The sequence below is a fragment of the uncultured Rossellomorea sp. genome, assembly GCF_947488365.1.
In the GTDB taxonomy this organism is placed as follows: Bacteria; Bacillota; Bacilli; order Bacillales; family Bacillaceae_B; genus Rossellomorea.
Map to the genome: position 1 here is coordinate 1151463 of NZ_CANKZT010000001.1, position 25488 is coordinate 1176950.

18 protein-coding genes are annotated in these 25488 nt (G+C 43.7%); all 18 read right to left on the reverse strand.

The window, feature by feature from the left end:
- Positions 1 to 49: 49 nt before the first annotated feature.
- On the reverse strand, positions 50 to 958 hold the full coding sequence (locus tag Q1B03_RS06055) for a YafY family protein (RefSeq protein ID WP_299739230.1): 909 nt from the start codon (positions 956 to 958) through the stop codon (positions 50 to 52).
- Positions 959 to 1030: 72 nt separating this feature from the next.
- Positions 1031 to 1711: a sugar nucleotide-binding protein gene (locus Q1B03_RS06060; RefSeq protein WP_299739232.1), complete on the reverse strand. Its 681-nt coding sequence runs from the start codon at positions 1709 to 1711 to the stop codon at positions 1031 to 1033.
- Positions 1699 to 1860, reverse strand: a complete 162-nt coding sequence (locus Q1B03_RS06065; protein WP_299739234.1) for a hypothetical protein — start codon at positions 1858 to 1860, stop codon at positions 1699 to 1701. Before Q1B03_RS06065 ends, Q1B03_RS06060 begins: the two co-directional genes overlap by 13 nt.
- A gap of 433 nt (positions 1861 to 2293) precedes the next feature.
- The gene (locus Q1B03_RS06070; RefSeq protein ID WP_299739671.1) at positions 2294 to 2884 is read right to left on the reverse strand and encodes a YdeI family protein; all 591 of its coding nucleotides are present in this window, start codon (positions 2882 to 2884) and stop codon (positions 2294 to 2296) included.
- A gap of 38 nt (positions 2885 to 2922) precedes the next feature.
- On the reverse strand, positions 2923 to 3294 hold the full coding sequence (locus Q1B03_RS06075; protein ID WP_299739236.1) for an iron chaperone: 372 nt from the start codon (positions 3292 to 3294) through the stop codon (positions 2923 to 2925).
- 93 nt (positions 3295 to 3387) lie between these two features.
- Positions 3388 to 3933, reverse strand: a complete 546-nt coding sequence (locus tag Q1B03_RS06080) for a GNAT family N-acetyltransferase (protein ID WP_299739238.1) — start codon at positions 3931 to 3933, stop codon at positions 3388 to 3390.
- A gap of 241 nt (positions 3934 to 4174) precedes the next feature.
- The gene (locus tag Q1B03_RS06085) at positions 4175 to 7960 is read right to left on the reverse strand and encodes a S8 family serine peptidase (protein WP_299739240.1); all 3786 of its coding nucleotides are present in this window, start codon (positions 7958 to 7960) and stop codon (positions 4175 to 4177) included.
- A gap of 376 nt (positions 7961 to 8336) precedes the next feature.
- Positions 8337 to 12128 (reverse strand): S8 family serine peptidase, encoded by a 3792-nt coding sequence (locus Q1B03_RS06090; protein ID WP_299739242.1) that lies wholly within the window; start codon positions 12126 to 12128, stop codon positions 8337 to 8339.
- Positions 12129 to 12401: 273 nt separating this feature from the next.
- A complete protein-coding gene (locus Q1B03_RS06095) occupies positions 12402 to 13646 on the reverse strand; it encodes a helix-turn-helix domain-containing protein (RefSeq protein ID WP_299739244.1) in 1245 nt (414 codons plus the stop codon).
- Between the two features lie 328 nt (positions 13647 to 13974).
- Positions 13975 to 14556 carry a sugar O-acetyltransferase gene (locus tag Q1B03_RS06100; protein ID WP_299739673.1) on the reverse strand — a complete coding sequence of 194 codons (582 nt, stop codon included), beginning with the start codon at positions 14554 to 14556 and terminating at the stop codon, positions 13975 to 13977.
- Positions 14553 to 16346 carry a glycoside hydrolase family 13 protein gene (locus Q1B03_RS06105; protein WP_299739246.1) on the reverse strand — a complete coding sequence of 598 codons (1794 nt, stop codon included), beginning with the start codon at positions 16344 to 16346 and terminating at the stop codon, positions 14553 to 14555. The genes Q1B03_RS06100 and Q1B03_RS06105 overlap by 4 nt, the downstream gene beginning before the upstream one ends.
- Positions 16340 to 17197 (reverse strand): esterase family protein, encoded by an 858-nt coding sequence (locus Q1B03_RS06110; protein WP_299739248.1) that lies wholly within the window; start codon positions 17195 to 17197, stop codon positions 16340 to 16342. Before Q1B03_RS06110 ends, Q1B03_RS06105 begins: the two co-directional genes overlap by 7 nt.
- A gap of 74 nt (positions 17198 to 17271) precedes the next feature.
- Entirely contained in the window at positions 17272 to 18429 is a 1158-nt protein-coding gene (locus Q1B03_RS06115; protein WP_299739250.1) for an ROK family transcriptional regulator, read from the reverse strand.
- A 72-nt stretch (positions 18430 to 18501) separates the two neighbouring features.
- The gene (locus tag Q1B03_RS06120) at positions 18502 to 19344 is read right to left on the reverse strand and encodes a sugar ABC transporter permease (protein WP_299739253.1); all 843 of its coding nucleotides are present in this window, start codon (positions 19342 to 19344) and stop codon (positions 18502 to 18504) included.
- 1 nt (position 19345) lies between these two features.
- Complete coding sequence (locus tag Q1B03_RS06125; RefSeq protein WP_299739675.1) at positions 19346 to 20575, reverse strand: carbohydrate ABC transporter permease; 1230 nt, start codon at positions 20573 to 20575, stop codon at positions 19346 to 19348.
- 130 nt (positions 20576 to 20705) lie between these two features.
- Complete coding sequence (locus Q1B03_RS06130; RefSeq protein WP_299739677.1) at positions 20706 to 21950, reverse strand: extracellular solute-binding protein; 1245 nt, start codon at positions 21948 to 21950, stop codon at positions 20706 to 20708.
- 136 nt (positions 21951 to 22086) lie between these two features.
- Positions 22087 to 23163 carry a peptidyl-alpha-hydroxyglycine alpha-amidating lyase family protein gene (locus Q1B03_RS06135; RefSeq protein ID WP_299739254.1) on the reverse strand — a complete coding sequence of 359 codons (1077 nt, stop codon included), beginning with the start codon at positions 23161 to 23163 and terminating at the stop codon, positions 22087 to 22089.
- 534 nt (positions 23164 to 23697) lie between these two features.
- Positions 23698 to 25488: a YhgE/Pip domain-containing protein gene (locus tag Q1B03_RS06140; protein ID WP_299739256.1), complete on the reverse strand. Its 1791-nt coding sequence runs from the start codon at positions 25486 to 25488 to the stop codon at positions 23698 to 23700.

Here is a 25488-nt window from a genome sequence, read left to right on the forward strand (position 1 = left end):
CATATTGATACCGTATCACACATAAGCCGACACCATTATGTCGTATTTCTTAATATTTATCATATATTTTCTTTGCTCTTTCTTTCATAATCTCCCTAATATGTACTGGCTCAAGAACTTCTATTTCGGAGCCGAGACTTAAGATCATACGATAGACCCATTCATCTTCCGGGAATGATTCAGTCAGATAAACCCACCCGTCATCACCGAATTCTACAGAATCTAAATCGAAATAATCCTCCAACTCATTTAAAGCATGTTGAGTGAACTTTAGTGTGATTGTAACCATTTCACGATTGTGCCGGTAAAAGCTTTCATGTTCGCTTCGTTCTCTTTGCTCAATAGGTTTAGATGTACGTTTCATGTTTTGCATTCTTCCTAATTTAAACAACCGATATTCATTTCTTAGTTTACAAAAAGCATACACATACCATTTATTGATCTTTAGAATCAACGTAACAGGTTCAATTTCTCTTTCTGTATAGCTTCCATTAATATCAATATATTGAAAAGCAATGACTTTATTGGATTCAATCGATTGTTTGATCATATTTATTTTTTCTTTCCTTTTTTCAGTCGGTCCCCAGCCACCGAAATCTAACCAAACGGGTGAAGTTTGATGAACGTTCCCATTTGACTTTATGGATGTCAGCTTTTCAATAATTTGTTTTAATTGTCTATCATCATAGGTTTTATAGACACCATTTAATGCAGTGAGCAGCAATTCATATTCTATATCATTAAATAATCCTGTACTGATTTTGTATTCCTCAAGAATTCCATAGCCGCCGTTAGAACCTTTATATGAAATAATCGGAATACCCGCGAGGTTAATTGATTCGATATCCCTTTGAATCGTCCGTACAGAGACCTCGAACTCTTCGGCAAGCTTTTTTGCCGTTATTCTATTGGTATTTAATAACTTGATGATAATCGCCAGTAATCGTTCTACTTTCATGTTCCATTGCTCCATTTAATTTATGATTATATTTTATTCTCAGGTCACAAAATTCTTATCCATTCTGATAATTCATCGTGAACCATCTGGACTAACTATATCGTCTATCATTTCCCTATTCGTCTTCAACAAACTTCTTGGAAGATCGTTTCGAATGCTCTTCAATCCAAAATGATATGTATCTGGTATATCTTGAAGCAAACGATAATGAAATTTTATTTCTTTGTCTGTAAGAGTGCTGACTAATTCTTTAATAAAGCGATCTTGAGACATCATATCGACTGCACCAAGGTGAAAAACTCCTGAAAGTTTATGGAGGATGATGTATTTCAACTGTTTTGCAAGGACTTCATCCGTTAGATGATTGCACTCCAGATTGCTGTATACATCGATCGAGTTATTCTCAATTCCACTTCTGACTTGATCCAACCTCGGAGACTTTTTCCCCCATATTTGCGGAATTCGTATCATAACCGCACGTTCCTTTAAAACTTCCTGCAACATATTTTCACACTCAATTTTGAACTGTCCATAAGGTGATTCAGCGTTAGGAGTGTCTTCTTCTGAATGATGCTTCGTGGAATCCCCATCAAACACATTTGCCGTTGAAAAATAATAGAGTACTCTTTCTGTGTTTTCGATTTCCAATGCCAGCTCCCTATGAAATTCAAGCTGTTGATCGAAATCACCTCTTAGACATGAAATGATGCTATCGGGTTTGATGGACTGAACGATTTCTTTCATCTTATCCATATCGCTGATTCTAATTGAAATTGTTTTTCTTCTGGGAGATCTACCGGCCTGGTTGCATAGGTCCCAAATACATCAAAGGAATCTTTGCACTCTTCCACCAACGCCTTCCCCACTAATCCACTTGCGCCGAACAGGAGCAGTTTCCTCATGTGAAATCCCTCCATTCACGGAAATTGTATTCTCACTTTTCATATTCTACTAAACTCCTGTGAAAACCCTTTAAATGCCAAATAAAAAAACGCAATCTTATTAATTGCGTTTTCCTAGAGGACAGTCACCTTTTCAAATATAGGAACATAATCAGGAAGATGATTAGTCCAATAAATAAAAGATAGCCCATCCCCATGCTATACACGAAGTAAACCTTAACGTGAAGGATAATCCGAATGATATGAAACATAAGGATGCAAACGAGCGATAAAATGACGATGTTCACAAGCCTATCTCTATTTCTGTTTCGATACATAGAATCAGCCCCAATCCAGAGCTCAGTACAAGATGGAACTTGTACCATCAGTCTTTCTATATACCTATTTTGCTTTCGTCCTAATTATTCATGTGGGACGAGGGGACAGGTCCCTATTAATCATTCAATCCCTTACCATCAAGAATTTGCTCCATATATTTTTCAATCCTTGATTCGCGGGTTTTGGATTGTTTGGCTTTAGAGAAATAAAGAATGTAGGCTCGTTGCCTTCCCGGGGTCAATTCTTCAAAAGCCGTCTTCAAGGCAGGAACTTCATCGAACTTGGTTTGAAGTTCTTCCGGGATGGTGTATTCTTCTGTCTTTTTTAATTCCACTTGCAAACCGGCCTTTTCCACTTCAATGGCTTCCTGGATATACGCTTTCAAGATTGGCTTCATTTCTATGATTTCTTGAACATTCGTGAACCGGATCTGGCGCGCTGCCTGCACATTCTCCGTTTGTTGGATGAGAATCCCGTCAGGGTCCTTTAATAAGGCCCCTTTGTGAAACAGAAGCGCACAATAGTCTTTAAATCCATGCATTAACACGATGTTTTTACCCTCTAGCGTGTAACAAGGATGCATCCACTTGATTTCTTCGTCCAGCTCCTCAAAGCCAAGAAGGATGCTTCTCAACCTCTCAAATTCTTCCTTCCAGGTCTTGGTTTTTTTTATAAATCCATCCACCTTACGATTCGGCTTTATCATCATGGAACACTCCTTCTTATATGAACTCTAAGTGTTGTCTATTTCCGCCAAAATCCCGTGTATTCTGCTTTATCCTGAATATTATATGTAATCATATCCTCAAGCAATTTATAATCCACAGGGTCTTTCCATTTAATTCGAAACAAGCCCTTGGTGGCACTATAGCCGGCTCGTTCAATTCCATCGGCAAAACGCGTCATGGTTACTTCCTCGGGTGCAACGCTTACATGTTGCTTCGCAGTGGAGATACCTATGATAAATGTCCCGTGATCAGTAAACATAGGGGTATTCCATTTCATCACTGGTTCCATTTGCGGGAATTTCTCTATGATCCACTTCAGGATTTCCTCCATTCGATTGCGATGATCGGGGTTATCGATACCTGCTAAATATGGTGCAAATACATCCATCTTGTTCCCTCCTACTTTAAAATGATGCCGTTCAGGATTAACCTTATCTGATTTCAACTATATATTTTACATACTGGATAGTCAAAATTGTCCCTATCTTCGCCTATGACTTCGTAAAACCGTGATAAAGCCATCCAGGATATCATGAGAAACCGAGAACCCTTTCCGCTGATAGAATTCCAACGCCTCTTGATTCCCATTCGATGTAAACACAAAATAATCTTCCACATCCTCGAATGTTTTCAACCAATCCATAGACATGGTAAAAAGCCTGGATCCCACACCGAATTGCCGATACCCCTCTTTAATATAAAATTGGGATAAACAACCTACATTCTCTTTCTTAACCGATGAAAGATCGAAAAACGTGGCAAAGTCATTTGAATACGATTCTTTAGGTGATATGTTGGAATACACATAGGCGACAATTTCGTCATGTTTATGAGGATCCTTCACCACCACTATGTAATTGTGTAACGCACTTTGGATCGATGGCAGCATCCTGGTATCAAAATTCATGCTGTCAAACCGTTCTGGAGTAATAGTAGCCTTTAATTGTTGAAAGTCCATCAGTTCATTGCACAGGTCCCGACAGTATTCTGCCTTTTCTTCCGGAATCACTTCATATAATAGATTCATCGTCAAGGCCCCCCTTTTTAATCGTTGAGTCAGAGGGTATATAGCTACACCCTCTGGCAATCATGTCTGCTACATTAAGATAATACCTTCTCACAGAGAATCCGTCATGTATTATTTTCTCTGATTGTCTACTGTTTTCCTTTAAATATGTTGGCCATTCCATGACAAAAAGGCGAGCATAGGATCAACCTTACCCGCCTTTCTTTGTCTATTTGATTAACACCATAAAATGAGCTAACAACTACTTTAATCTGTACGCCTTAATGACTTCCTGCTTGATCGTATTGCCCGCATCGTCCCATGCACTTGCTCGTAGGGAGACGGATCCGCCCGGGTTATTCGGATGTTTGATATTGGCTTTCCACTGTGAACCTTCAGCTGACAAATCAACCGCTTTCCACGTTTGGCCTTCATCAAAGGAGATTTCCAGTGTAGCTCCCTCCACGTTTCCGGCACCGACAGCGTCTTCAATATGATCGGCTGATAGGGTCATTTGTGTCGTACTGTTGGCTTCTACTTGATTTGCCATGTCTGTTTTTACGTTGAAGTTAAGTTCCATGAGCGGTACTGTTGTTTCCTCTAACCCCTGATACTCTGACCAGAATGTCCACTCCGTATGGGTTCTTACAGATGTGTCATAACGTTCAGGGTTACGAGTGTTATCTGAAACGAGTCGATATTGGGTACGTTCGCTCGGATTATTATGACTTGTGGAGAGCCCTTGTCCTATTGCTTCCTTGATAAGGGTATCTCCCTGATAAAATTTTAAATTCTGATCATCAAGTGTATAGGGGTTCGAGCCAGCATGCCCTGCCTCGGAATCGCCCCAACCTGGTACGTTAAAGTAGAATCGGTTCCTTTCACGGAAAGGGGAGAAATATCCCTCTCCGAAAGATGGGCTTATCACTGCACCAAACCAGGTTTTATCTAAACGGTCACCTGCTTCATATGCCGTTAGCCCATCCCTCATTTCCCAAAAGTCTTCATCAGAACCTGTCATGGCAGCTTTTTGATACCATGAACTTCCTTCAGTCGTAGAGATCCATTCTTCCCTTTGATGAGGAAACTCAATTGGTTCCCACCTGAATTTGCGGTCTACCGTACGGTTTGGACGGAAATCAAAGCGCCATTCTTCTCCTGCAGCCTCCCGATCTGAATGATAGGAAGTGTCCACTTTAGCCAGTTCCTCCGGTTTCGGGGCATAAACCAGTGGTCCATCAGGGATAGAATCAGTGTAGACTGAAATCAAGTCATATGAATAAGGAGAGTTTGGAGCCCCTTTAACAGGCAGGACCAGATTTCCAGTACGTGAAGCTTCAATCAGTTCTTTCCCATCCACACTCGTTACAGATGTAACGGCAAGGGGAATTGGATCATAACTCTCATTTACATTCCTGTATGGCTCAACCAACTCTTGAGGTGCATCGTTGACTACGATGAGAAGCTTTGCTCCCGCTGCCATGGCTGCCTTCCCTCGATCATAGGACTCCACTTCATCACTACGCTCAATGACGACGGCTTTTCCTTTGGCATCAATACCTTCGTAATCCGATGCAGCCCCCTTACCAGCATATACCACTTGAAGGCTGTGATTTCCTTCTAAATGTGTCACGCCTATTTGAGGAAGATCATCGAGAACTTGGCCACGGAAATTCATCTCGATCACAGGTTTCACCAGGCGCCAGCGCGTAGTGAATTCCATTATGCCGTCTTCCACTTTCTCAACAGGTACTGCGTAAACGTTGTCATCGGTTGAAGGAAGGGTGAACTGCTGGCCGATCCTACCGTTTTCAAATTCACGTATGTAATCCATTCTTCTGTATACTTCTTCTGTTTCTTTCGGTGCTTTGGCGACAAGTTCATTCGCTTTTCTGCCATCAAGTTCAATCACCGCGTCTTCCTTTAATTCAAATTCTGGATCCCCGACAAAAGCCACACCTGAGTGGTCCGTATCAGCATCGACATCCATGAGGGAGGTGATGGAATAGGTGTCTGGAGAAAGTCTTAAATCTTCTTCACCATTGATTCTTACCAACTTCAATCCCTTTTGAGGTGAATAAATTTGAACGTACGCTTCATTCGGTGAGCCGTCCCGATCGATTGCCCGGATCGTCAGGTTATAACGTTCTTCTTCTTTCACAAGACTCATACTTGTATGTACAACCTTTTCACCCTGTGAACTTGCCGTGAGATGACCTTGGAAAGTTGATCCCGGCGGAGCCTTTTCTACATCCATTGACACTGTGACGGATGCTTCACCGTTAGCGGGTACTGTCACTTGATCTTCGGATAATGTCACCATCCCATCAGCGGCTGCATTTCCTTCTGTATCAGTGAACGTTGTTGACAGGTCCAATGAAACCGGCCCATCTCCATCATTTGTGTACGTCACTACCCGCTCAATGCTTTCGGTTTCATCATGTGGCCAGTCGAGAAATCCGAAATGAATGGAACCTGTTGAGGTTACATCACCCAATGCTGCCGGAATATCAAGTTGACCGGTTCCTACTTCGTAAGGCTTGTAATTCAATTTTTCCGTGGTACTCATCAGAGCTTCCTTCAACTGAGTTCCTTTCCAATCAGGATTCTGTTGTTTAAGGATTGCCGCGGCTCCCGCTACGTGAGGGGTTGCCATCGATGTACCGTTCTTGGAAGTGTAAAAACCTTCTCCATTACTCATGTATTGTGAGCGAGCCGCAACAATCCCGACCCCTGGTGCTGATACATCAGGCTTTAGACCTTTGTCACCGATTCGAGGGCCTCTTGAGGAAAATCCCGCCAGTTGATCTGTTTTGGTAACAGCTCCCACTGTCAGTGCGTGCTCGGCTGCCCCCGGCGAACCGATGGTGCTTTCACCGCCGCGGTTACCTGCTGCTACAACAAACAACGTACCCTTTTCTTCACTTAATTCATTCAACGCTTGTGACATCGGGTCGCTTCCATCGCTCGGTTCACGGCTGCCAAGGCTCATGTTGACAACATCGGCTCTTTCTGATGCCCATTCCATCCCATCAATGATCCAGGAGTTGAGACCGGTTCCATTATTCGCCAAGACTTTCCCGACAATCAAATCTGCTCCCGGAGCCACGCCTTTCATCTTTCCGTCAGAAGCGGCACCTGTCCCCAAAACGGTTGAAGCCACATGGGTTCCATGGGAGTTGTAATCCAGAATATCTTCACCCTGAACGAAGCTTTTACTCTCCTTTAACTTTCCTTCAAAGTCCGGGTGATCTGGATCGATTCCTGAATCAAGTACTGCGACGGTCGTCCCGCTCCCATCCAAGCCTGAATCCCAGGCTTTGGGAGCCCCGATTTGGGAAACACTCTGATCAAGTGTCGCTTCCACTTTTCCATCGAGCCAGATTTTCTCGATCCCTTGTTCCAATTCAATCTCTACTGTACTTTCTTTCATTTCTTGCTCGTCTACTTCATCTGTCACCGAGTCCCAGAATTTCTTTGCCTGTGACTTTTCAGCCGAAACAGCTGCACCACGGATACTTTCCAGGACATGGGTAACCTTTGAACCTTCCGGGGCTTTTGGTGTGCTTGAAACAGCACGGGCCATGGACTCTTTGTATTGAACAATCATCGGAACGGTCGCGTTTTCTCCATCTGCATACCCGTTATCAATCAATTCCGTGATGTTGAATAGATCCTGATCGAGCTTGTCCGCTGCTAGAAATGGCATGGCGTCTTCCGGAATAACGAACGTTTCATCATCCACCGTAATGATACGGGTGCGGTCCTCCACCCCATCTGCCGGTTCCACCTCGATTATGCTTTTCCCTTCTCCGATTTCCGTTACCGTAACCACATCACCTGTAATCAGTGTGATCTTATGGGTTCCTTGTATGGAATTGGAAACAACACTATGCTCCTCCGACTTGATAAGGGAGTTTAACGCGTCTTCTCTATCATTCATAACGTTTATCGGAGACTGTGCCCCCGCTCCTATTCCGGGAGATACAAGTAAAAGCGCCGATAAAGCGAGTCCGATCGGCTTTGGCAACTTACTTTTCGTATTCATATTCTTTCCTCCTTACGAGATTAGTAGAATTCTATTTTGTTTGGCACTATTATTATTTTAGGTAATATTCAGATGATTGACTATCGGGGTTTTTGAGGTGGATCTGTCCCGAAACATCAAGCTTTAGAATCGAATATCGTATGAAATCCACACAGGGAATCAGGCCCTTTTTCCTATAAGTAATAAAATTCCAGGGGGTTTTGGAAGTTTGAAGATTAGGAGATGATGAATAAATGGGTGAGTTTAATAGCGAGGAGACGTCAGCAGCCTTTGAGAGAACCATTCCATATCATACCCTATTCCAATTGCATCTTGATCTGAGCTCTTAAACATAAAAATAACGTGCAGACATCAACCTATCTGCACGTTTCATATGCTATTTCAATTCATAAGCCTTGATGATCTCTTGTTTAACCGAGTTACCGGCATCATCCCACGCGCTTGCACGCAGAGAAACAGAGCCATCCGGATCATTCGGGTGCTTGATTTTAGCTTTCCATTGGGCACCTTCTACAGAGAGGTCCACGTCTTTCCATGTTTGTCCCTCATTAAAAGAAACTTCCAGAGTTGCCCCCTCGATATTGCCTATCCCCACTGCATCTTCAATATGCTCTGCCGATAAGACCATTTCTATTGATCTGTTCGCTTCGACACGATTGGCGATGTCTGTCTTTATGTCATATCCAAGCTCTATAAGTGGTACAGTCGATTTGCCGGGTCCTTGGTACTCTGACCAGAACGTCCACTCGGTTTGGGCTTTTATTGACGTGCTCCACAGTTCCGGATCACGTACATTCTCAGAAATGAGACGGTACTTCGTTCGTTCAGTCGGATGGTTATGCATCCAAGAGAGCAATGCCTGCCCGTATTGTTCCTTAACCAACTTATCTTCCTGATAGAGCGTCAGTTTGGTATCCTTCATCGTATCCGATTCCATGAAGCCTGAATGCCCCGGTCCTGAATCTCCCCAGCCGGGAATATTCAAGTAGAAGATATTCCCCTGACGATAAGGATAGAAGATGCCCGGTCCAAATGCCGGACGGACTACCGAGCCAAACCAGTTATGTTCTAAGCGGTCGCCTGCATCGTAGTCCATCTGCTTGTCCCTCACCTCCCAATAGGAATCACCATTGTACATGCCTGTCTTTTGATACCACGTGCTTCCTTCAGTTGTAGAAACCCATTCTTCCCTGTCGTGAGGGAGTTTCACGGCAGCCCTTCCGAGTACGCGGTCAACCTTACGCACCGGACTGAAATCAAAACGGTGCTCCTCGCCCCATACTTCCCGGTCTGCATGATAATGAGTCTCCACTTTGGCCATTTCATCAGGTGTAGGTGCATATACCAACGTTTCATCCGGTATGGAATCGGTGTAGACTGAAATCAAATCGTATGAATAGGGAGATATCGGTGAACCTTCTAACGGAAGGACCAGGTTCCCTTTTTTCGCTGCTTCGATCAACTCTTCTCCATCCACACTTGTGACGGATGTAACGGCAAGCGGGATGTGCTCTTTGGATTCCTTCGTATCTAAATACATCTCTATCAACTCTTTAGGCGTATCATTCACCACGATGAGTAGTTTCGCCCCCGCTGCAATCGCTGCTTTAGCCCTTTCGAAAGGAGTGACGTCATCACTTCGCTCAATAACCACGGCTTTCCCACCAGCGTCGACTCCTTCGTAATCAGAAGCTGCCCCTTTTCCTGCATATACCACTTTCAGATTGTGTTTGCCTTCCAGATGGATTACCCCTGCTTGAGGCAGATCTTCCAGTATACGGCCACGGAAGTTCATATCCAGAGTTGGTTTGAATAAACGCCAACGTGTGGAATACTCAAATGTGCCTTCCTTCACCCCTTCGATTGGAACGGCATATATTTTATCGTCCGTCACAGGGAGTGTCCATTGTTCTCCGACAATCCCTTTTTCAAACTGACGGATGTAGTCCATTCTCTTATAGATTTCTTCAGCTTTTTTAGGTGTTTTAACGATTACCTCATTCGCTTCCCGGGCATCCAGTTCAACAATCGAGTCTTGTTCCAACTCTAATTCCGGATTTCCTACAAATGCAACACCTGAGTGATCCGTTTCTACATCTACATCCATCATCGATGTGACGGAATAGGTATCCGGCGGAAGACGAAGTTCTTTTTCACCATCTACTCTGACAAAGTTGATTCCCAGGGTCGGCGAATATACCGTGACATAAGCCAGATTCGGTGAACCATCCCGATCGATCGCCCGGATCTTCATCGAATAAAGTTCCCTTTCTTTCACTAAACTCATGGAGGTATGGACAACAGATGAACCCTCGGATTCTGCATTGATATGACCTTGTAGGGTAGCCCCTGCTGCAGCCAGGTCCACGTCAGCTGTCACACTAATTGAAGCTGTCCCGTTAGCCGGGACAGTCACCTGACCCTGAGATAGCTGGATCAACCCATCAGGTGCAGCGTTGCCCTCTTTATCCCTGAAATCAGTGGTAAGATCTAATGTGATCGGTTCATCTCCATCATTCGTATATGTAACGATCCGTTCGACGCTTTCTTCCTCTTCGTGAGGCCAATCGAAGAATCCGAAGTGGATAGAACCTGTCGCACGGACTCCTCCTAATGAAGCCGGTATGTCGAGACGCCCCGTCCCTATCTCATAAGGCAGATAATTCAATTTCTTGGTTGTGCTCATAAGCGCTTCTTTTATGTCTTCCCCTGTCCAGTCAGGGTGCTTCTGCTTAAGAATGGCCGCTGCTCCGGCTACGTGAGGGGTTGCCATGGAAGTTCCGTTCTTCGTTGAATAGTAGCCTTGGCCACTTGAATAATGGGATCGCGCCGCAATAATCCCTACACCTGGAGCGGATAAATCTGGTTTTAACCCCTGATCTCCAATACGTGGCCCTTTTGAAGAAAAACTGGCAAGTCGATCTGTTTTGGATACTGCCCCGATCGTAAGCGCTTTATCGGCTGCCCCCGGAGATCCGATAGTGGCCGCACCTCCTGTATTGCCTGCCGCAACTACGAATAAAGTACCGGTTGCTTCTGTGATTTCGTTCAATGCTTGGGCCATTGGGTCCTTTCCATCACTTGGTTCATTACTTCCCAAACTCATATTGACAACATCTGCGTTTTCAGCTGCCCATTCCATTCCGTCAATGATCCAGGAGTTCAGTCCGGAGCCACTGTTACTCAACACTTTCCCCACGATCAGATCAGCTCCCGGGGCGACACCTTTCTTTTTACCATCGGAAGCTGCCCCTGTTCCCAATACAATTGAAGCGACATGTGTACCATGGGAATGATAATCAAGGATATCCTCTCCCGGAACGAAGCTCTTACTTTCCTTAATCTTTCCGGATACGTCCGGATGCTCGGGGTCGATTCCCGTATCAAGAACGGCGACGGTGGTCCCTGTCCCATCAAGCCCAAGATCCCATGCAATCGGAGCGCCGACCTGTGGAACGCTTTGCTCAAGTGCTGCTTCCACTTTTCCATCCAGCCAGATCTTCTCGATTCCTTGTTCCAATTCAATTTCTGCATGTGCATTTCCCGTTGCTTCTTCTGGATCCACTTCATCTGTCACCGCGTCCCAGAATTTCTTGGCTTGTGATTTCTCAGCCGATACAGCAGCACCCCGGATACTTTCCAGAACGCGCGTCCGTTTAGAGCCTTCAGGTGCCTTAGGTGTGCTTGTACTTGTAATGGCACGAACTTTGGACTCTTTATACTGAACGATCATCGGAACGGTTGCTTCGTTCCCGTCGGTATACCCGTTTTTCACCAGTTCCGTGATGTTGAACAGGTCCTGATCGAGCTTATCAGCTGCAACAAAAGGCATAGCCTCTTCCGGGATGACGAATGTTTCATCATCTACCGTGATGATGCGTGCCTTGTCTTCGATCCCGTTAGCGGGTTTGACTTCAATCACACTTTTCCCTTCCCCTATTTCCGTTACCGTCACGACATCGCCGGTAATAAGTGTAATCTGATGCGTCCCCTGTACAGAAGATACAACGTTGTCCCCTTCACCTTTCATAAGTGCGCTCAATGCTTCTTCTTGTCCATTTAACACATTTTCCGGTATCTCCGCACTTACATCACCGAAAGCCGGGGAGACAAGCATCGCAGCTGATAGAGCTATCGCTACCGATTTTGGAATTCTTCTTTTCTTCATCTCATTTCCTCCTGTAATGATAGATTACTAGATTCAATGCGCTCACCGGATGTATACGTTACGTTTATTGTAGGCAGTGCGCTGACAATTGCCTATCGGGGTTTTTCTTGTACTTTTTTCCCGTTTACCGGCTCAAATTCTTACGTCAATCACTTAAGAAGGAAGAAATTTTGGGACTATTTGATTAACATCGTGATTCTAAATTGGGTTTTTTATCAAAATGAATGGCTCACTGAAGTAAAAAACCTCCCATCACTATGAGGGGAGGAACTCTTAAGCAAACACATCATACTGCTTTACAGGTTCTATGTACGACCGTGAAAAGGAATTGGCTTTTTCTATTTGACCTGTCTTCATAAAGTGATGGTAGAGCTGAATGTGGTAATACTCTTTAAGACGATGCATTCCATTGGTTGAGAAATAGGGATAGGCATAGTTTTCCAAATAGCCATAGTAATCGTCAGGTTGATCTAAAATCCTGAATCTATGAAGCTTGAATAAGTGCACATGCCGTTCATCCTGAAGTTCTTCAGCCAACCCCAATCCTGCCTCCACCTGTTCCAGCAGGATTCTCACAGATTTCTTTCCTGACTTGGATGCGGCATGGACATAGCCTTCCAATGACTCAAGATAGACGGAGCTCTGAGGATCTTTCAATCTCATGGACCGTTTATATAATTCCATTGCCTCCCCATAACGATGATGTGCAAGCTGATGATAGGCATAGTTATGGAGGATGAAGGAATGTTGATCATGCAGTCCTAACGTTTCTGTCATTTCAAGCATGGATCGATATACCTCTCCCTTATCCTCATTCAAATGATCATACTCCAATAATACCAGAATGAGCATTTTTGCATCGATGATCCGCACGAAATTATTCGTTTTCATAAAATATTCGAGACTCCTGCTTGCGTATTTATAGGCATAAATATGCTGCCTAAGAAAATGATGATTAAGGGCCAGGTGATAATAATATTCATGGTAAGGATAAGAGGACTCATCAATTTGTCTAAGAAGCACCATGGCAAGTTGATAATCCCTTTTGAATTGCATCAAGTAGATCGCCTTACTATGGAGCAGTAAATTAGCATCAAGGGAAGACAAATTCATTTCCTTCTCCATCTCCCTTAACATCAAGGGGACATCAGAAAAATGACCGATGAGCATGCTGTACCGTATATGTATAAGCTTGAAGGATTGTTGAAAGTCAGAGAGTTCCAACAACTCGATTTCCTCCAACTGCAGCTTAATGCGCTCAGCCTTTTTTTTCTGCCTCATTATAATGGCATTCATCCAATCATGGAGCATTGATTTAATAGAATAATAAGTCTCTATTTCTTTCTTTAGATCCACCTGTAACCGGTTTGCTAATAGGTTCAGGACTTCAATCGAATACTCTGTCAATCCTCTCTCAATCTTACTGACATGAGTACTTGAACAAATCCCAATACCAAGATCACGCTGGGTCATTTGTCTCTTTTCACGGTAGAAGCTGATGATTTTGCCTTCAATCATTGTGCTGGCACTCCTTTAGGTCACGTATATTGAATTTAGTTCAAGAGATTCTATAGAAAAAAGTTTATAACTTGTTTTTCCAATTTGCTATAGGGGTTTTTAATGGGACTAAAGGAGTGGTTGCATTTAAAACAGCACTATTTGGGGGGAGTCTTCGTCTTGCACTCCAGCCACCTCTTAAACAGCTGGAATTACTTGTCCCGAAAATAAATATAAAACCCGAACAAACCTGGCTACTTTTAAACAGATTTGTTCGGGTTTTCCTTAGACCAAAACACTCTGGTCCCAGCCTTTTTCCGATTTACTATGGTGTTTCTTTATTCATTTTCTAAATATCCCTTACGACTCTGCAAGGATTTCCCACTGCTAGACTGTTTTCAGGTATTGATTTCGTCACAACACTTCCGGCTCCGATAACTGCATTGTTTCCTATTGTGACTCCTGGCAAAATGACTGAATTACCGCCTATCCACACGTTATCTCCAATAGAGATTGGCTTAGTCAATGTGCGGTAAGGGGCTTCATCCGGACCATGATGGAGATTGATTCTTTCAGATGCCCGGAGAGGATGAGTGGCCGAATAAATCTGGACATTCGGTGCAATTAGAACGTTCTCCCCTATCGTCACTTTATTTGTATCCAAAATAGTACAGTTAAAATTGATAAACGTGTTTTTTCCAATTGAAATGTTTTGTCCATAATCACAGTAGAACGGCTTTTCCACCCACACATTTTCTCCCATTGCTTCAAGAAGCCCGGCCAGAATCTCCTGTTTTCTTTCTGCCTGGTCTGGAGGGGAGAAGTTGAATTGATCCATCAGAACCCTTGCTTTCCTGGCCATTTCCATCAACTCGGGATCTCTTGCATTATAGTACTCTCCATTTAACATTTTTTCTTTTTCAGTCATCAGTTATTTCTCCTTTTACTGTCATCTACGATTCTCAAAATTTTAATACTGAAAGCCTCCACCTCCATCTTGGACGCCACTGTTAATGGATTTTCTCCAGTCAGTAAATCCTCCACTGTTTTTCCAATCAGGTCATCAGGCATTGTGAGGGACTTGCTACTGTCTGAACGGCTGAGAAAACATAAGACAGTCTCATCCCCACAGCTTCGCTTGTAGCCAATCACGTCCTCCTCAATAGGGCTTTGAATGAATTCTATACTTGCTTCACTGCTTAATGCCCGGTGCTTTTTCCTTAAATCAATAAGCTCGGTGATAAAGGTAAGCAGCTCCCGGTCCTGCTTTTCTGTATCCCATTCCATACACTTTCTGCACCCCGGATCCATCGCTCCAGTCATACCGATTTCATCACCGTAATAAAAACACGGAGTACCAGGAGAAGTGAGCAAGAAGGTAAACAATGCCCTAACCTTTCTCGAATCGTTGCCACATAAAGTGGCAATTCGCGGGGTATCATGACTTCCAAGCAGATTGAAAGAAGCATCCATGACAGGTTTCGGATACATCAAATAAGCATCCGTTGTCTGATTGGCAAATTGAATGGCTGTGATGGAACCTTTCGCAAAGAAGTCTAATGCCGGAGACGTATATGGATAATTCATGACGGCATCGAATTGATCTCCCTGAAGCCACGGTAAGGCATCGTGCCAGATCTCCCCAAGGATATAAAGATCCGGTTTGACCTTTTTGACCTCTTTCCTGAATCCCCTCCAAAAATCATGGGAAACCTCATTCGCAACATCCAGCCTCCAGCCGTCAATGTCAAACTCTTTCACCCAGTATCTCCCGACTTCCAGCAGGTAACTGCGCACTTCTTCATTCGCCGTATTTAACTTTGGCATTGTATGGGTGTATCCAAACGTCATATATGTCGGGACCGGTGTTGTCTGTAGCGGGAAATCGTCAATATGGAACCAGTCCTTGAACCGGGAATTCTCACCGTTTTCTAAAACATCCTGAAAGGGAGGAAAAGTGAAGCCGCAGTGATTAAACACCGCGTCCAGCATAACCTTGATTCCTCGCTTATGACACTCATTCACCAATCGCTTAAATGTCTCTTTATCACCGAACTGGGGATCAATCGTTAAGTAATCCTCCGTATCGTATTTATGATTGGAAGGAGCTTTGAAGATGGGGGTGAAATAGATGCCTGTGATACCCAGCTCATCCAAATAGTCGAGATGATTGATGACTCCCTGGAAATCCCCGCCGAAGAAAGTGTGTTCACTTGGTTCCTCACTTCCCCAAGGGAGTGTTCCCTGAATATCATTCCCTTTGTCTCCATTGGCAAATCTCTCCGGAAAAATCTGATACCATATTGTATCTTTCACCCAATCTGGGGCGGCAAATACGTCTTCTTCCAATAAATAAGGATACAGGAAGAACGAAGAAATGGCTTCGTCCAGTGATGGATAGAAGCCCTTCTCAGTGAAATAAAGCACTTCCTTTGAATCCCGAAGCTCGAAGGAATATTTCACCCTTTTGTCCCGGGGCCTGATACTCACTGTCCAATAATCATATAATTCTGTCGAGCCGCACTTATTCATTTCTTCGATCTGTTTAGGAATCCAGCTCCACACGTGATCGACAACTTCACCACGGAAAGGATCATCCCATATCAAGTAAACGGAATCTACATCGTTTCTTTTCGTTCGGATCCTGAATTGAAGAGTGTCGTGATCCAACGGATAGGCATAGTTTCCTTTTGGACGGTGGTAAACAGCTTCTCTCAGCATCCTACTTCCTCCTTCTTTTCTAATACATCAATCAGTACAGCCTTTCCTTTTTCTGTTCCAAAGAAATAGAGCAGTGGGGCATGAACCCTTTTCGCCCAGTCATCTTCTGTATGTTTTCCAGAGTGATCAATCTGAAACAGGAATTCTTTTTCATGCTCGTATCCCAATCGTAGAAGGTGTGCTGCCATATCTTCCACTTGAGCAACTTCAATTAATGGACCTTCTTCTGCCCCAATATCCATCCAGATTTTCTTTAATGGGACTTTCTCTGAAAATTTATTCACCAGGCTTATCTCTCGTTTCAATTCCTTATGATGATAATAGAAATAAGGCGACATGATGCCAACCATACTGAATACTTCCGGGTTACGAAAGCCGATATGATAACTGACCGCTCCTCCCATGGATGAACCCATCAATGCCGTACATTCAGCGGTTTTCTTGGTCCGGTACGTCTGATCGATAAGAGGTTTGATTTCATGAATCAGGAATGTTTCATACTGATTTCCCTTTGCAGAAAAAGGCGTGGTTGAGAACGGCACATCTACTTCCCCCTCTCCATGAAAATAAAAGTTGTATTCATTGGAACGTTCAGTCGGGTGATTCTCTATTCCAACAATAATGATTTCTTCCATTTCCCCTTGTTTAATTAACTCATCCGCTATCTCATGCATCCTCCAGGATTGTCCATTAAATGCAGTGTGGAAGATATTCTGACCGTCTTGCATGTACAATACTGGATAATGCTTACTCCCCTCCTTATAACTTGGGGGCAGGTAGATATGGACATTGCGGGTATTGCCTAGATAAACGGATGAAACGTTTTCAATTGTTTGAATAGATGAGTTCATAATTCGTTCTCCTTTTATTGATTCAATGAATTAACTATTAGTGGTAAAAAAAGTTGAACACGTGCATTGCATGTTCAACTTTTGTATTGATAGATGCCATTCAGCAGGGCAAGGCTTCCTGCACCAATGACTTCAATATATTCGCCGAGACTGGATGCCTGGAAATCGACCTTCTGTAAGGAAGCTACGTATGCCTGATTGTTGACTTCCCTGCTGATCAAATCGGCAAGAACCTTATTATATCGTTCCAGTGGCCCTCCAATCACCACTCTCTGAACATGAATGATATTGATGAAGGAGGATAACGGAACTGAAATCTTCTCTCCTGCAGCCTCCAGGGCAACGATGGATTCTGCGTTTCCTTCTAGGATAGAATGTGTTAACTCCTCAATGGAGTCACTCTTCCGTTCCTCGGCAAGAGCTTGCAAGGATGCATATTCATTGATACACCCCTTGTTTCCGCACCAGCATGGCCGTCCGTCGGGTTGGTATGTCATGTGAGCGAATTCTCCCCCACCTGATATACCACTACGGAAATGTGTGTCATTTAATACCAGCCCAGATCCAAGGCTGCGGCCCACATAGAGAAACATAAACTGATCGAAATGCTTACTTTCACCAAACAACTTCTCTGCAAGCGTCATGGAGCTGACATCACGGTCTACGTAAACCGGGAACGAAAAGTGGTTCTGTAAATAGTCGTAAAGGGGAATTTCCGGCCAGCCTTCCTCTTCGTTTCCCAGAACTGTCCCCTTCTTAATATCCACGGGCCCATTGACCCCGATTCCTAATCCGGTAATCACATTATCTGAATGCCGATGAATGAAAGTCTTTAACTCTTCCACTATAAAATGGAGGTAGGCATCGACCGTAAACTCTTTGGAAGGTGTGCTTCTGACTACATCCTTCACCCTTCCGTTCAGACTGACTAACCCGATGGAGATTTCTTTCATCCCAATATGCATCCCAATCACCCATGCGGCTTCATCCCGTAGAGTAAGGGCTACGGATTTCCGGCCAGCCCCCTGCTTCTCAACCGGGAGACTCCCTTGTTCCTGAATCAGGCCCTCTTCTAAAAGATCCGAGGTTATATACGTAATGGTCCCCCTGGTCAAATTGGTCAGCTCAGCAATCTGATGCCTTGAGATCGGTCCGTTTCTCAACATCGTCTTCAAGACGAGGGAGCGGTTAAATTGTTTAGTTCTTTGCGTATTCTGCCCTTTTAATCCCATGATTCCATTCCTTTTCCAACGTTAATATGACTAATATATCAGACTTCCTCATTGATCACCAATGGAATCCCGTTATCCTTTGGTTCCTCCAGCTGTCAATCCGGTAGTGAAATAACGTTGCAACGAGAAGAATAGAATACTGATTGGAATAGCAATCAGTACAGCTCCTGCAGCAAATTGAGTATATGAATTACCAAACTGTGAACTGATTAATTGATAAAGTCCAACAGCAAGGGTATATTTCTCCTCGGATCTAAGCAGGATCGTCGCCAATATGAAATCCGTGAAAGGCGTAATGAAACTGAATAAAGCCACCACCGCAAGTATCGGTTTAGCCAATGGCATGATGATCTGCCAGAAGATGCGAAGATGACCGGCTCCATCCATGGTGGCCGATTCGTCCAATGATTGGGGAATGGTGTCAAAGTACCCCTTCGCAAGCCACGTATTCATAGGAATCAATCCACCGACATATATCAAGATCAAGATAAGGTGGGTATCGATCAAACCCGTCATATTTGCAAAGACATAGATCGCGATCAAAGCAGAGAAGTTCGGCACCATTTGTAAAATCAGGAATAAAAGGAGGCCGTTTTTTCTCCCTTTAAATCGATAACGTGAAAACGAATAGGCAGTCAGCCCAATAGAAATGACGGCCAGTATCATGGTGATGAAACAGATCTTAATGGTGTTCCAGTACCATAGAAGATAGGGGGTACTCTCAAGGTCAAACAGCGTTTGATAGTGAGCAAACGTGAAATTGTCCGGAATGATGGAAGAGCTTGTTAAACTGTCTCCGGGATTCAGTGAAGCTCCAATGACCCATAGGACCGGATAAAGCACGATGATGCTTGCTGTAAAGAGAAATGCGTATGACATTGTTATTCGTATTCCATTCCACCATGCTGCTTTCATATTACATCATATCCTCTTCATTGAATGATTTTGTTCTCCTGAATTGCCATAAAGCTATCACAATGACGATGATTGATAGAATCATTGTAATGGCCGCGGCTTTACCATATTGAGCAGAAGCCATAGTCAGATCGTACACCCACGATATCAGGATATCCGTTCCCCCTGCATTCTGACCGGAAACAGCAGGACCTCCTCCATTAAACAAATAGATTACATTGAAGTTATTAAAGTTATACGTATATTGTGTAATCAAGATGGGAGCGGTCGCAAATAGAATCATAGGCAGGGTAATGTTCTTAAATTGACTAAAGCGTGAAGCTCCGTCCATTGCGGCAGCTTCATACAACTCTCCGGGTATTGACTGGATAACCCCTGTCACCATCACAAAGATGAATGGGAAGCCAAGCCACCATTGAACGAAGATTAACGCAATCTTCGTCCAGAATGGTTCAGTCAGCCAAGGAACCGCATCAACTCCAAAGAAATGAAGGATGTTCTGATTAATGGCACCAAAACTCTCATTGAACATACCTGAGAAGATTAAGACAGAAACGAAAGCCGGGATCGCCCAAGGTAATATAAAGATGGTCCGAAATACTCTCTTCCCCCATATTTCCTTTTGCTGTATCACGATTGCTAACAGAATCCCAATCACAACTTGCCCAGTTGTCGCTGCAAAGGTCCAGATAATGGTCCAGGCAAATACACTGAGAAATGTTTCCCTCCAAATATCTACTTTTACTAAATCAATGAAATTCTGAAATCCTGTCCAGTCTACCAATTTGGCAGGTGGGGAATGATAAAGGTCATAATTCGTGAATGACAGGAGCACCATGAAGATGATTGGAAACACAACAACAAACAACAAAAGGAGAAAACCGGGGGTTAACATCATATATGGAAACCCCGAGTCAATCAGATTCCGGTATTGCTCCTTTACTGAGCTTATTGAACGGCGTTCGTCCCTTTTTTTACCTGTTTGATACGCATCATATAGGTTGAAGCCATATACCGCCAGTCCCAACAGCGTAACTACCAAAGCAATGATTCCCTGTATCAACAAGAATATGGAATGATCACGGGGCAGTTCAGATCCAAGTGTCACTAATCCCCAAAGCCCGATATCTAATAAATCATGAAAAGCAATAAAGAACGAGCCAGCCATCAAGAGGAATATCAAGCCTTTTACAAATTGCCGGTTATAAAATTGTCCAAGCCCCGGTATCATCGATAACACCGCAGCAAGCCTTCGATGTTTTGTGCCCGGTGACTGTTTCTGAGAATGTGAGGGCTTTTCAGTAAGATCACAGGTCTCAAGTTCTTCTTTTCTGACACTATTCATCGATTCGCCTCCCTCCTTACTGATGATTTGCTTCTATGGAAGATTGAATCGTCTTAACGGCTTCATCAAGAGCTTCTTCCGTTGGCTTCTTATCTAACGTGATCAACTCAAGCGCTGTCCCCATCGGTCCCCAAACCTCTCCCATTTCCGGAATATTCGGCATTGGGACACCATATGTGGATTGAATCGCAACAGCATTAGCTTCTTGGTTATCTTGGATAAGCGGATCATTCAGGAGGCTTTTGACAGGTGGGATTTCTCCTGTCGTTTCAAAACGGATTCTGGCATTTTCTTCACTACTCAAATGTTCGACCAGCATTTGTGCCCATTTGGCATGAGATGAATAGCTGCTGACATGCCAACCCTTGACACCAATCAACGTCTTCATCGGTTCGCCATTTGGCAGTTTCGGGAGAGGAGCCACACCAATATTTACACCGGCTTCTCTGAAACTATTAAACGCCCAGGGACCCGCCATTACGGCAGATGCTTTTCCCTCGATAAACAAGCTTTCCATCGTGGCTCCACCATTTTCACCGAATAATCCTTTAGGGAATATTCCTTCTTGATACCACTTCTTGATATATTCCGCTCCCTTAACGGAACCATCATTATTTAACCCGATATCCTTCCGATTGAGACTTCCACCCTCGTCGTCAAAGATATAACCGTCCATGCCTCCCATGACTCCAAAGCCAAAGTAAAGGGTATTCCAAACTGCTAGAAATCCATACTGGCCTGGTTCTGTGTTTTTAGATAAGGCATATAATTCTTCCATGGATGCCGGTGCCTGACCCATAAGTTTCTTATTATAAATCAGCACCGGTGTCTCAGCAGCCTTTGGCAGTCCATACACCTTCCCGTCATAGGTCTGGGAATCGATAGAAGAATCAGTAAACTGATTAAGTATTTTCTCGTTCACATCAATCGGATTCAAAATTCCTTCGATGGCCAGCTGTCCGATCTGATCATGAGGAAGGGTAAATACATCTGGTCCTGTGCCTGCGGGTCCGTCCAACCTGATTCTCTCCTTCATTTGAGAAGACATTTCTACTTCTTTAACTTCTACGTTTATTCCCGTCTTTTCTTCGAAGCTCTTAATAGCTGGTGCCAAGGCATCTGATTTCCCAATATCCTCCCAAACAATAAGATTTTCAGGTTTTGAATTGATCTTTTTTTCGTCTACAGATGAGGAGGACTCTTCTGGTCCACATCCACCTAAACCTATTAATGCCCCTATAAGCAATAAAGCTTTTACCATATTCATTTAATATAACCCCCTAATTAATTAATTAATTAATTCATTTAATTAATTAATAGTATAATAGATTTCAGAAATTTCGCAAGCCCTTTCAAAGCAATAAAAAAAGAGCACACGTCTGTGCCCTTTTCTACCATCATTCCTTGACCCTGAATACTTGCAGCCGGTTATTCTGAAGTTCTGCCACAAAGATATCCCCATTTTGATTCACCGCGACATCGTGGGGAACCTTCATTTCCCCGGCTTTTGAACCCCACTTTCCAAATCGGTTGATGATTTCACCATTCTTATTTACTATCACTACTTGATGTGATCCTCTTCCTGTGTTTGGATAAAGTGCATCACCGCCATCTACGAGATACACGTTTCCATCATTCCCTACTTCCACACCGAAAGGACGACCTATTTCCTTCTGTTCCCACGCATCCAGGAATTCCCCGTCCTGGTTCAACACCTGAACTCTTGCATTGTTTCTATCTGCCACAAACAAGTTCCCTTTCTGATCATGAGAAATTCCATGAGGAAGGTTGAATTCACCCGTACCGTTCCCCAGGTCATTCTTCTCCCAAAGGAAATTTCCATCAGAATCAAATTTTACAATCCTTCTATTACGATAACCATCGCTTACGGCGAATGAACCATCTTCCATAACGGTGACATCTGTAGGACGGGCAAATGTGTACTTAGTCATCCCGGTTGGAAGATTTGGAAGTACATTCCTTATCCGCAGAGCAGCCTCCATATAAAATGGATAGTCATCTCCAAATGTGGCCAGTAAGTGACCATCAGGTGTAAACTTGTACACCTTGTTCAGCGTTATATCTGTGATCCAAACATTATCTTCATCATCGATTTCCAAGCCATGAGGGGATGCAAACATATTCTTTCCCCAACGGTTTTTCACCTCTTTTGTTTCCCCGTCAATCACAATGAGGGCAGGTTCTTGTATTAAGCTTTCTCCACCATATTCCGAACTTCCCCGATGTAAATAGAAGATATCCCCTTTACTATCGACGGCTACTCCACTGGCTTCCCCTGCCATTTCTTTATCTGCCTCTGTCAGCGGCCAAAGAATTTCAGGTTTATAATCCTTTGACTGTTTTGCTTCAGGGACTTCTTTATACACTGTATCACTTCCTCCACGACTGAACCATGCTATCAAAGCTCCTAATATAAGGAGGATACCTATCACTAATAGAATATTCTTTCGCATTACAACTCAACTCCATATGTTATATGTTTGTTTATTCTTTATGATTGCTTATATGAATGTAACATATGCTGGATGGAAGTTGCCTCTGACCTGTGACATAAAATATATCAGTCTGGAGACCTATGGTGTGTATTGTCTTTTTTTTAGCTGGAAAGGATTCTTAACGGTTGAATGGGGACGGATTTGGGGCAGTTCATTCAGATGAGGCGTCCCTTTGCCGCAGAATTGATCCTGACTGGCCGATTTCAATCCTAATTTGGGATTATTGATCCTGTTCCAGATTTATTAATCCTAGATTGGATTTATTAATCCTCTTTTTGAATAATTGATCCTCCTTGTCGAATTTTCTTTAGCAGGTATGTCAAAGGAGTATTTTGTTATGTATGAATCACCTGTTTGAAGCTTAAATTCATTCCACGCGTAGTATGAGAACAGCGTTTAACGAGAGTGTGCCCTTGAAAATAAATAAAAAAATGACACAAAGGTGGTTACTAAAACCAACCACCTTTGTGTCAATCAGCAAATACTCTCAGGTTATTTAAACAAATCCATCAGCAGATCCCAAAACCCTTTTTCTTTCTTAGGCACTGCCTTCTTTGTTTCTCTTTCTTCTTTTTCAATGCTTTCTGTCTTGATCACAAATTGCACGGAAGATACTTTTTCGTTCTTGGAGGAAACGAAGGATACAGGCTTGAAGTCCAATTTATCGTATTCAGCCATCATCTTATTGATTTCCTCTTGCATTTTGTCAGGAAGGTTTTTCGTTTCCTGATGCAATTTGCTCGTTCCACTGTGAAGATCTGCGACTCCATCTTCTAATTCGTTTGTTCCTCCAGCCAGTTCAGCAATGCCGGAGTGAAGCTTCCCGTAAGAAGTGGATAACTGACCCACGCCTTTTGTATAGCGGACCAGTCCGGAGTGGAAGTCGCCGTAGTTGGCGGACAGTTCACCCAGTCCTTTTTGCAGCTGAGCAAACCCGCTCATATCCGTTTCTTTCAAGGATGCAGACAGATTATTCGAGATAGACGTCAGCTGTCCGCTCATCTCGTTGACGGAACCACTCACCTGATTCAAGGTTGGTTCCACGGCAGCGAAGGCTTCCTTGACGCTTGCATAGGTCCCCTTCACTTTTTGCGCAGCTTGATGGGACTCCACCAGTTTATCCACTACCTGCGGCTCCGCTCCGCTTTCATATAATGCGGCAATCTCTTCTTCCGAGAGCTCGGAAGAAGGGATTCCCGCCATCGCACCGTCCAATGCAGCGTAGGCTGAAGAATAGTTCTTCTGCAGGGTCGATAACCCATTCGCGGCTTGTGTCAGGCCATCTGCCAATTGTGCCAAACCAGCCGGCAGCTCATTCAAAGCTGATAAATCCATTTCGGCAGGATTCGCAGCCAGTGACTGATTGATGGTTCGCAGTGCATCGCCGATAGAATTCGAGGCTCCGACAATTTGAGACGAAGAACCGTTCAATTCACTGATGCCATTTTTATATTGAGCCGAACCATCACGCAGGCTCGATGCCCCATCGTTCAATTGGGACACACCATTTTTCAGGTCGGCCACCCCGGTATTTAGCTTCCCGATGGCACCAGATAGCTCCGACATGTCATCGGTCATATTTTCTGTTCCCGTCGTATCGATTGGGAGTGTGGAAGGGACCGCCGCAATTTGAACTCCTTCGAACTCAAAGTCCACTACATCCGCTTCCACGCTTAGCTTTTTCTCTTTTCCAGGCATGACGGTAAAGGTGATTTGCTTATTCTTCCCAGCATTCGCCACCATTCCGTCTGCCGCTTCGATGTTCTCATACGTATTCGGCAGGTTCAGGGAAACCTGCAATAAATAATTTTCATAAAATACGGTACCTGCATTCTTATTTTCAGCAGTATCGATATTGATTTCTAGATGTCCGCTTTTTCCTGCAAGTTGTGATGGATCCATTTTCTTCCCATCCAAGCTATATGATACCTTCACATCCCATGGTAACTTTGTATCTTCTTTCATGTTTCCTTGATACGTGAACTTTCCTTCAGGGGCATCCACTTCAACCTTCTGCCCCTCCAGCTCAAGCTTCTTCAGATCCGTCAGATTCTTGACGCTGCTGAATTCCCCGTAATCGAGGATCTTTCCGGCACGAGCTACCTCGAAGGTATTCACGACATAGATCGAATCCAGGTCTCCAGCTGCGTCCAATGTCGCGTACACGACTTCATCCTTCGAAGTGACCTTTCCTTCCATTGCCGCTTGGGCGGGTACACTAAGAAATGAAGGCAAGAATAGCATCAATGCGAGTGCAGAATAGCGTAATTGTTTTTTTCTCAT